Origin of the sequence: Tateyamaria pelophila, assembly GCF_019966495.1 — a bacterium.
Taxonomy (GTDB): domain Bacteria; phylum Pseudomonadota; class Alphaproteobacteria; order Rhodobacterales; family Rhodobacteraceae; genus Tateyamaria; species Tateyamaria pelophila.
Map to the genome: position 1 here is coordinate 1 of NZ_JAIMIA010000145.1, position 9,832 is coordinate 9,832.

The 9,832-nt window shown below is 55.4% G+C and carries 9 protein-coding genes and 1 pseudogene; 4 read left to right on the forward strand and 6 right to left on the reverse strand.

The window, feature by feature from the left end; translation table 11 throughout:
* Nucleotides 1-149: 149 nt before the first annotated feature.
* On the forward strand, nucleotides 150-707 hold the full coding sequence (locus LC354_RS24115) for a DUF2202 domain-containing protein (protein WP_223428528.1): 558 nt from the start codon (nucleotides 150-152) through the stop codon (nucleotides 705-707).
* Nucleotides 708-1,263: 556 nt separating this feature from the next.
* Here the strand turns inward: LC354_RS24115 and LC354_RS24120 are convergent.
* Complete coding sequence (locus tag LC354_RS24120) at nucleotides 1,264-2,055, reverse strand: bestrophin-like domain (protein ID WP_223428529.1); 792 nt, start codon at nucleotides 2,053-2,055, stop codon at nucleotides 1,264-1,266.
* Between the two features lie 557 nt (nucleotides 2,056-2,612).
* A complete protein-coding gene (locus tag LC354_RS24125) occupies nucleotides 2,613-2,888 on the reverse strand; it encodes a DUF4242 domain-containing protein (RefSeq protein WP_223428530.1) in 276 nt (91 codons plus the stop codon).
* Between the two features lie 151 nt (nucleotides 2,889-3,039).
* Here LC354_RS24125 and LC354_RS24130 point away from each other — a divergent pair, with 151 nt between their 5' ends.
* Nucleotides 3,040-3,957, forward strand: coding sequence for a LysR substrate-binding domain-containing protein (locus tag LC354_RS24130; protein ID WP_223428531.1), 918 nt, complete (start codon nucleotides 3,040-3,042; stop codon nucleotides 3,955-3,957).
* Nucleotides 3,958-4,255: 298 nt separating this feature from the next.
* Here LC354_RS24130 and LC354_RS24135 read toward each other — a convergent pair whose 3' ends face one another.
* Nucleotides 4,256-5,452: an acyl-CoA dehydrogenase family protein gene (locus LC354_RS24135; protein WP_223428532.1), complete on the reverse strand. Its 1,197-nt coding sequence runs from the start codon at nucleotides 5,450-5,452 to the stop codon at nucleotides 4,256-4,258.
* 180 nt (nucleotides 5,453-5,632) lie between these two features.
* Entirely contained in the window at nucleotides 5,633-6,664 is a 1,032-nt protein-coding gene (locus tag LC354_RS24140) for a helix-turn-helix domain-containing protein (protein WP_223428533.1), read from the reverse strand.
* 378 nt (nucleotides 6,665-7,042) lie between these two features.
* On the opposite strand from LC354_RS24140, the gene LC354_RS24145 reads away from it, so the two are divergent.
* The gene (locus tag LC354_RS24145; RefSeq protein WP_223428534.1) at nucleotides 7,043-7,468 is read left to right on the forward strand and encodes a hypothetical protein; all 426 of its coding nucleotides are present in this window, start codon (nucleotides 7,043-7,045) and stop codon (nucleotides 7,466-7,468) included.
* The gene (locus LC354_RS24150) at nucleotides 7,465-7,860 is read left to right on the forward strand and encodes a hypothetical protein (RefSeq protein WP_223428535.1); all 396 of its coding nucleotides are present in this window, start codon (nucleotides 7,465-7,467) and stop codon (nucleotides 7,858-7,860) included. The genes LC354_RS24145 and LC354_RS24150 overlap by 4 nt, the downstream gene beginning before the upstream one ends.
* Nucleotides 7,861-7,920: 60 nt before the next feature.
* Here LC354_RS24150 and istB read toward each other — a convergent pair whose 3' ends face one another.
* Nucleotides 7,921-8,679, reverse strand: a complete 759-nt coding sequence (gene istB / locus LC354_RS24155; protein WP_223428536.1) for an IS21-like element helper ATPase IstB — start codon at nucleotides 8,677-8,679, stop codon at nucleotides 7,921-7,923.
* Nucleotides 8,676-9,632, reverse strand: a pseudogene (locus LC354_RS24160) (Mu transposase domain-containing protein); the annotation flags it as partial. The gene istB and the pseudogene LC354_RS24160, both read right to left, overlap by 4 nt.
* Nucleotides 9,633-9,832 lie beyond the last annotated feature (200 nt).

Consider the following 9,832-nt stretch of genomic DNA (forward strand, 5'->3'; position numbering starts at 1 on the left):
ACATCACGCAATTTCCTGTCGATGATCAAACTGGCATCCGTCAGGCTGTGGATCGAGTTTTATGAGTCCGCTGCCTAGTACATTGGCGACACATTCAGAAAATAATATATGTTTCGGCTGAATGACGCCTTGAAGGAATGGATAACGACATGCGTAAAATGATGAACGGACTTGGCGGACACAAAGGTGCTGGCGGTTTTTTTGGTGGCCGGGGTCAGCAGGAAGCCCCTACCGAACCGCAAGAGCCCGTCACGACCCCCGTTGAGACGACCTATAGCGATGACGTTGTCGCGGAACTCCTTTTTTTGATGGAGGAGGAAAAGCTTGCAGGAGACGTATACGAGGCGTTTTACGACCTCTACGGCATCAAAATCTTTGATAACATCGCAGCTTCCGAGGACCGGCATTTCGCCGCGCTGGAGGCGCAAGCCGAGGCTTTAGGGATCGACATGGATGAGTTTGTCTTCAGCGAACCGGGCAGTTTCGAAAACGAGGAATTACAAGCTCTCTACGACAGTCTGATCGAAAGCGGGTCTGCTTCGGTGACAGACGCTCTGAATGTGGGTGTGGCGATCGAGGAAAAGGACATAATCGATCTCGCTGCGGCTGCGGCTTCTGTCGAAGGAACGGCTCTGGCCGATGTTTATCAGAACTTATTGACGGGATCCGAGTACCATCTCGAAGCATTCAACGTGCTCTTGGGCTAGCGGATCTCCACTTCAATACCGCAAGAACCCATGCCTTGCACTCGCAGCGAAAAATCGACTTCCGCAGTTTGCATCAGGAGGCGCTGGTCACAGTATCGGATGCTTTGGGCTCTCTACCGCCGTTAGATCGGTCGCAGCAAATACGGTGGAGGCGTCACCTGCCGCTGTCGTGGTCGGCCCACAACTGCCGTTGGCCAGTGGCGCTCGATGCTGCGTCAGCAGCCCCTAATGCCGACATTCGCCGCGAGTGCAAAATCTAGTGGCGTCTGAACTAACAGTCTGCGGACAAAGCGCAATTTCGCTGCAAGTGCGAAAATCAGATCCCGACGGAGCTGGCGTCGGCACAAGGGGGGGATTGCGGACTTTCGCTGCAATTGCGAGAAAGTCATGCAGTGAAGTTTGAAGCCGACATTGGGCGACTTCGATACCGGGCTTTGAGCTGCGGCGCCGCAAGTCGGCTCCGAGCCGAAGGCGGGCGGGCAAAACGATCGTTAATCGGCGAATTCTGTGTATTGATAACCGTCTTGAGTCGGTTTTTTTACGCTGCCCGAGCATCCTATTGCACCTCAGACAAACTCGCCGCCAAATCCAGCATTGGAGATTGATCCGTCATTAGAATCCCGCGCCCGGGATGATCAAGGTCGGTCACCAGAGTGAGCACCAGCGCAAACGTCAAGACAACGGCAAGCAGAAGAAGCTGATTCCGAGCCTTCTGTCCGCCAGATTGAAACCCAGCCGAAGCAAGACCAATCGCTGCAACGAAATACAGGCAAGCCCAAATTGCGGATGGTATCGTACTTCGAGTACCGAGCATTATGCGTTTAGCATGTACATCAATGATCTCATTGATTGCCTGAACGAACAATCCAGTTATCGCTGAGGGAGCCGCTTCCGAAGCACTAACGGTAACATCCCATAGCTCAATCTGAATTTTCTCAGATCGTCCAATCAATTCTCGAAGCCCTTCATACGCCCAGCCAGGACTTGCAACGGTTGCTCTGATTTCAGCATATTGCTTCAGTAAGTGTTTCGCATTTGACCTCAGCGGTTCCGCCAGCAGATCCGCGCGAAGATAGGCAGTTCCAATGGAATTTGCCTCTTCCAAAACTGATTCTCGTCGCTCCTCAAACCTGGAAGCCGCCATGCTAAAGGTGAACGCAAGCAGGAAAGCAAGCAAACTCAGAATTGACCCAACAAGGATGCCGCTAGGTCCTTTCTCAGATACCTTAGAGCGCTGGTAGTGTTTGCGCCCAAAATAGCGGCCAACTAACAAAGCAAATCCGATCACGGCGCTTACGATCATGAGATGTGCCCAGATCGGAACGAAGTCCAAGAGATTTGCAGACATTTTCCAGACGTCCCCTTCCAAGTTGCGGCGCGACAAACTCTAGCGAGGACAAGAGCACACGTCGATTTGCGGAACAAGGCCCGCCAACGAGTAAACGCCATATGTAAACGCCGCGAAACTCCGCGCATTGAAGCCGCCCGACGACCTAAACTGCTGCGCTCAGCACGAATGCCCGCTTCGGTGGGCCGCACCGCAGCATCCTGAAGTCCTGTCCAGTGTCCGCTCTGGGCCGGTCGCAACAAGTTGGATTTCCTGCACATGCGAAATGCTGCAGGACGGCATTTGGTAAAGAGGGCTCACTGCCGACCTTCGCTGCGTTTGCACACGAAATCAACGCCGAGCCGGAAGACGAGCGACGGCAGTGCGGACAAAGTGTGAATTTTCAGAACTTTCTCCAATGGCTTCTTTTGGGGGTCGGTCAATATCGATGTTTGTTGCCGGTGATACAAACGTATGAGTTTTGACTGGAAAAGTAGCTTGGCTCTGTCGGGCCGATGCGAAAAAGTTCCGACGACCATTCGAAAATCGTCGTCGGTATGTGTGAAATCATCAGAGTCTTAGTTGTTTGCCGTCAATGGATCGATGACCTGAGAAACCTTCGTGATTTTCGACACGGGAATTCCGCTGAGTTCTGCATGTTTGTTGATCTCTTCCTCGCTCTCAGCGAGATAGACACAGAACGTTTTTTCGCCCGCCACATAAGAGTGTTGCCATTGAATGCTTGGGCCGATCGTGGCCAGTGCCTGATTTGACGCGCGAGCTGCACCGCACAGCTCGGTTAGGGAAAACTCGCCGATGCCTGGAATGTCGCGTTCGATGATGAAGCGGTCCATATTCTTTATCTCCTGTGTTGGGTCAATTGATGTTGCCCCATGATCGTGCCCGATCACCGCCGGAACTCAAAACTCAATTTTCTTTAGCGTGATAAAGCTAGTCTATATTTATGACCGTTGATATTTTGTGACATAAAGATAAACTTTAGTAATGGTGACCCTAACACATCTGAAATCGCTTCAGGCCGTCGAGTTATCAATCCGCAAGGGCTCGTTGAAAGCTGCGGCCGACACGCTGGGCATTACGCCTGCCGCCGTGGGGCAGCGCGTTCGAACACTAGAAGACTATCTCGGTGCCGATCTATTGCTGAGGGGGCGATCCGGCTTGCAGCCGACACCACAGCTTGAGCACGCTCTTGCTGATTTGCAGCTGGCCTTTGCCGCACTTGAACGGGTAACTGATACGCTCGACTTTCAACGCGTCAGCGAAATACAGATTGTTGCAGACCCGGATTGGGCTGAGCTGTGGTTGGCACCGCGCATTGACGGCTTTCGTGAAGAGCATCCCAACATCCTGTTCTGCATAAACGGAGCGGGGGACGTTCCTTTGAGATTAGGCGCACCTGATATTCGCATTGACTATGGAGAAGGGTCTGGTGAGCCATTGTTTACTGACGCCTTCTTGCCCGTTACAGGTCCAGACAACCCGCGCCGTATTGCAGATTGGGACTCGGTCCTCCAGATGGAGGGAATGCCGCTCTTGCATCTGAAGGTCCAGCAGGAAAGCTCAGATCATCCTGGGTGGGTCGAGTGGTTTCAAAAATTCGGTCATCGCGAGAGCGGCCCCGATCGCGGCGTTCATTATCCAAATGCTAGGCTTGCACTGGAAGCGGTTCGGCAGAACGTGGGCTTTCTGGTGTGTGGCTTGTCCATGGTGCTGAGCGATTTAGAAAACGGTTCGATCGTCAATCCATTCCCTGCGTCTCAGCATCTCGTTGCTCCACATCCCTACAGGATGCAGTTTCGACCTGATGCCGCAAATAGACCTCAAGTGCAGAGATTTGCCGCATGGCTCCGCAGTATGGCAAGTGAAACGCACAGAGAGATCCAGCGGTTGGGGAAATTATAGTTCTGATTGGACGGATAACAGACATTGGTCTGGGCTGCAGCATCAGTCACTTGGGGCTCTCTACCGCCGTTAGATCGGTCGCAGAAAATCAGGTAGAGGGAATCACAGGCCGCTGTCGTGGACGGCCCAGACCGGACCTTGGCCAAACATGTTGTATGCTGCGATGCGGCCCGTCGAACCTGCCGTTCGCTGCATCTGCAAAATCAGAAAGGAGCCGAATGCACGCAGTGCGGACGGAACAGTCGTTCACAATTTGATTATGAACGACCGCTTTTCAATCTCTAACGATTGAGGGTGATTACTCAGCCGCGACGGCCTCTTCTGTCTCACCAAACCCTCGGGGCACCGTTAAATCTGGCAAGCTTGCTGCACGCTTTTGCAAGGCACGCCCGATAACGACGCGGCTGATTTCAGTCGTGCCATCGACGATCCGCAGCATTTGGGCCAGCCGGGAAAGACGGTCCAAGCCGTAAGTCTGCAAGAGACCCATCCCGCCCAACACCTGGGTGCATGTATTGGCAGCCTTCACGGCAGCGTCAGGGACAAAGCGTTTGGCATGGGCGGCCATCAAAGGGCCCTCTGGAGTGCCAAGCGCCTCGGCAGCTTTGCGGTAAAGCAGCTTGGATGCTTCAAGGTCAGTTGCCACCTCGCCTAACATCCATTGGATCCCATCGAGATCGAGGTTTTTGCCGCCAAACATCTTACGGTTCTTGGAATAAGACAGCGCGGTATCAAGGGCGGCTTGCATCAATCCACAGCACCCAGACGCAATAGAAACCCGTGCAATATCAATCGCCATCAGCGCCCCTTGCAGGCCCTGACCAATGGGAAGGATGATGTTGTCCTCGCTGACCACCACCTTGTCGAGATACATCTCAGACATGGGCAGAAAGTTGTAGGACGGGGTGTCATAGAGCGGGCCAAAGCTGATCCCCGGTGCATCTGCGGGAATGGCGATCATCGCCATGTCCTTATGGCCGGGCGCATCACTGGTCTTCACGACGGTGAAGTAGACGTCCGCCTCGGTCGCGAGGCTGACCCAGGCTTTTGATCCGCTAATGGTCCACGTGCCGTCGCCGTTGATCGTGGCACGTGTGTACATCTTCATCGGGTCCGAGCCGGATTGAGGTTCGGTCAGCGCAAAATTCGCCAGCTTGCGACCCGAGGTCAAATCGCGCGCCCATTTTTCTTTGAACGCCTCCGTCCCGTATCCGCAGCCCGCAAAGGTGCAGATGTTGTGCATCGAAAGGGCAAAAGCATAGGCTCCGTCGCCAAGTCCCAGCTGCTCGTACACTTGAATGCCTTCCGACAATGGCAAGCCCTGACCGCCCCATTCTTCAGGGGCATAAAGCCCAGTCAGACCAGCAGCACCCGCCTTGTTTGACGCGTCGCGCGGCCATGACTTTGCGGCGTTCCATGCGTCCACATTGGGTGCGATGACATCGGTGGCGTGCGTGTGGGCTGCGGCCAGAATTGCGTCGAGTTTATCGGACATGAGAGTGATCCATCTGATAGGTGCGCGCTGTCGTATCTTGCCGTTTTGGGGGCAAGTGGATGTAAAACGCAATAGGGTAATTTGCATTGGGTTGAGTAAGTATTTCTCTTGTATGTTAGCGCCGTCCAAATTGTGGTTCTATCTCGCGAGGTGACAGCCTATTGTCGAAAAGTGACAAAGTCAGACAACGACCGGTTGCCTGCGTCGATAGGAACTGGGCGTGTTGCCCGTCCATCTTTGAAACGCTTTATGGAAATTGGCGGCCGACGAAAACCCGACCTCATGCGCAATCGCCTCGACAGAGTGCTGCCCCATTTGCAGGTGGCGGATTGCGATATCACGGCGCAAGGCATCCTTGATTGCCTGAAAGGTGGTGCCGTCGGCCTCTAACTTGCGGATCAACGTGCGTGGGGTCATGTGCATCGCACTTGCGGCCCCCGTGAGGTTCGCGTTGTTCCACTCTGTCTGGCTCAGATAGGTGCGGACGCGCAAAGACTGGGTGTGCTGCTGGGAACGCGTGAAAATCCAATCCCGCGGGGCATTCTCCAAAAAGCGATCCAGATCTGCCGAAGAACGCGCCTGAACCGTCCCCAAGTCATCCAGAGAAAAGGAAATCGAAGTTGCTGTCTGGCTGAACTGAACCGCCGCAGGAAAGACCACAGCATAGTCTTCTTCGAACACGGGCCGCTCAAAGGGAAAACCGACCCTTGCGACAGGCACCTCGTATCGCGCAAGCCAGGACAGCAGACCATGGGCCAGTTTCAGGATCAGCATATGCCCAAACCGTTGGGCTGTCTGATCACCTTGTGGTTCCAGCCGCAGCGTCAATGCGCCTTCAGCCTCAATCAATGCGAACTTATAGTCATCAAGCAGCAGGTTCCAGAACGTCGAAAACCGAAAAAGCGCAGACGCCAAAGACGTCGCTTCGCGGACCGACGTCAGAAGATGCTGCAAGGCACGTGGACGGATTGGGCGCGACCAAAGCCCCATCATTTCGTCGCCGGTCTCAATCGCTGCAAGCTGATACAGAGACGCGATTTGGTCCAACGTCACCCGCCCTTGTGACGGCATTTGGTCTGCCATCAAGTCGGCGCGCTTTAGAAACGAACGGAATTCAGTCTCTGTGCAAAGTGGACGCAACGCGGCAAGCCAATCCGCGATGAATTGGCGAGATACTGTTGAATAGAGTGTTGGTGCGTTTTCAGTGCCCATGAAGTAATCGGTATCACCGAACAATCCGGTGGTGAAGTTTAGGCCTTGCCGACGTTGCGGACATTCGTTTGTGTCGCAGCATCGGTAAAAGTGGGCTCACTGCCGACCTTCGCTGCGGTTGCACGACAGAAAAAACTGGTCGATGCCCTGAGTGTCCGCTTTCTTCGAGCGTCCCTTTCGATTTCGCACTTGCGGCGAAGGGCCGCTTTCCGCCCTTACTGCCAAATGCTGCGCTCGCGAACCTTGAAATTTCGCGGTTGCGGCGAACGGCCGGAAGGTCCCGCATCTCGGCCATTGAGGCGTCGCGCAGCGTAGGTCCGCTTTGTGGCGTTCGACGCTTTGGAATTCAATGGGTCCAGACCCTAAGTCGTAGCACCTGTGCAGCCAATCAGGCGCTTTGCTGTCGAAATCACAACCCGCAAGGAAATCCACGAAGGTTGGCAGGCGACAAGCACGCTTATCCTGGATGCAACAGCAGATGCCGACCTGCTGCGGAACTGGTGGCCCAGTCTGGAATTGCTAACGGATGCCATCGCAAGAGACGGTGACGGCACCACCCGCATTCAGCTTGCAGACAAGCGGCTGTCTTATGCGCAGCTCAACCCCGGCAAGGCAGACGCTCAGGACGAGGCTAGGGCGGCGCACAATCGGGACTGTCTGGCCGTGTTTGCCAAGCTGCGGGCCATGGCGTTGGGTGAGACGGGTCTGCTGCTGCCCATGAAGTCGGAGGCCGTGATGGCTGAAGACCACCCAGCCTTGATGGGGGCATCCAAACTGGCCACTTCGGCGCCCTTAGGGGCGTGAATGCCTTCGAGGGTGTTGGGTCGCTGATTGTCGCGGGTCGCATTGCGCTGGGCCGTGACGTACTCGAGAGGCAGGCCGCTGTCATTGTCGGTGCCAGCGCCACCCACAATGCCGATCTGGGCGAGGCAGACGAGGAGGCCAAAGGCCGCCTGCCGGAACGCGATGGCGTTGCTCTGTGCCGAGATGGCAGCGGGCGGGTGCTGCGTAAGATCGAATATCACCCCGATCCGAATGTTGAGCGGGTCCGTTGGGCGCATACCAACGGGGAGCTGGAGCAGGCCCTTGGTCGAGGACGGGCAGCCCGACGCACAGCAGATGTCAACGGCGGCGTAACAACCTGCCAATGGGGCGGAGCAAAAGTCGGCCACTTGGTGGCGCGCCTTGGGGCGTGATGCCATCAAGTAGCAAGCACGTTCCGAGGCGCATCGGCCGATAGGTCAACTTGGCGCGGTTTAGGTTTTGGTCAGCCGGGACTTGCTCTGATTGAGCCGGTAGCTTTCGCCGTTCATTTCCAGAATGTTCACGTGGTGGGTCAGCCGATCCAGCAGCGCGCCTGTTAGTCTTTCTGTGCCAAAGGTTTCCGTCCACTCTTCGAACGGCAGGTTGCTGGTGATGAGGGTTGATCCGCGCTCGTAGCGTTGCGAGATCAGCTCGAAGAGCAGTTCAGCGCCTGTTTTACTAAGCGGCACAAAGCCCAATTCGTCGATGATCAGCAGGCTGACCTTTGCGAGCTGGCGTTGTAATCGCAGCAGCCGTTTCTCGTCTCTGGCCTCCATCAACTCATGCACCAGAGCGGCTGCTGTGACGAAGGCGACAGACATACCTTTTTGGCAGGCGGCCAGGCCCAATCCGAGGGCGATATGGGTTTTGCCGGTGCCGGATGGGCCAAGTTCGATGACGTTCTCTCGCCGTTCGATCCAATCGCACCGCGCCAGTTCGAGTACCATCATCTTGTTCAGTGAGGGGATGGCCTTGAAGTCAAAGCTATCGAGGCTTTTGACGGCAGGGAATTTGGCCGACTTGATCCTGCGTTCGACCATCCGACGTTCCCGGTCGATCAGTTCCAACTCGGTCAGCCGAGCCAGATAGCGGACATGATCCAGGCCTTCGGCGGCACAGATACGCGCGAGTTTGTCATGCTCGCGCAGGAAAGTCGGCAGGCGCAGTGTTTTGAGATGGTTTGCCAAGAGCAGTTCTGGTGCATTGCTCATGCGCCACCTCCGCCAAGCAGGCTCATGTAGGATGCGGTTGATGTTGTGGCGACAGTTGTTCGGGGTAGGAAGGGGTAGAGATCCAAATCCAACCGAGGCTGTCTGCGTTCAACACGACACAGCACAAGGTGTTTGATGGCATCAAAGCTGATGGCTCCGATCTGCAGAGCGTCCTTGATGGCGGCATGCAGCACATTCTGCTCATATTGTTCCAGCAAACGGAGGACCTGCACATACTCGCGTTTCCCAGTCTTGCCCTGCCGCGCTTCCAACAACCGCTGCAACGTTGAGAAGGCATCCGGTAGGTTCCAATCTTGCAACGGGGCTGCCTGATCAAAGGCCATAATTTTGCGCTCAATCAGCCGCAGGTAATGCACAGGGTCAAAAGTAATATCGTCTTTGTCGTATGACCTGACATGCTCAGCAATCACCTCAGTAGCGCAGCCAATAACGACCCGATCAACAAAGCCCTTTATCCAGACCTCACGGTGGCCGAAGGCCACTGGCACCGAGTAATCATTGCCGCGATAGCGCACCACAGATGTGGATGTGACTTGGCCACTGCGCAGGTCGCAAGCCTCAAACGGCGCGGCAGGCAAATCCTGCATGGCTGCCAGATCAGCCTGCATCCGTTCGCCGATGCTGATCTTATGGCCGCGGAGGATGTCAGCCTGTCGCTTGAGGCATTGCTCCTCGAGATAATCGTTGAACTCAGCCCAGCTCGCAAAGCGCGGCATTGGCACCATGAAGTTACGACGGGAATAGCCGACGAGACCCTCCACCTTGCCTTTATCGTTCCCCTTACCGGGGCGGCCATATCGATCCCGGATCACATAATGCGACAGCATTGCGCTGAACCGTTGTGTTCTCTGGCGTTCGCCATTCGGCATGATCTTCGCGACCAAGCAGCGGTCATTGTCATACAGAACTGACTGCGGCACCGCTTCGAAGAATGTAGCGCGACAATCTGGATGCGAGGAGCGCGTCAATCAGGATGAGAATCCTTGGTCGCGACACTTGAGACGATGCCGTCGTTTTCTATCGCGATCAAGGGTTTTGTGTTTTTGATTGTCGCGGCGCGTCAATCAGCTTGGATGTTAGCCGGTGTCGCTCTTTGAGCTGGGCGCCCAGGCCCCTTTGCTTGTTCGGCGGC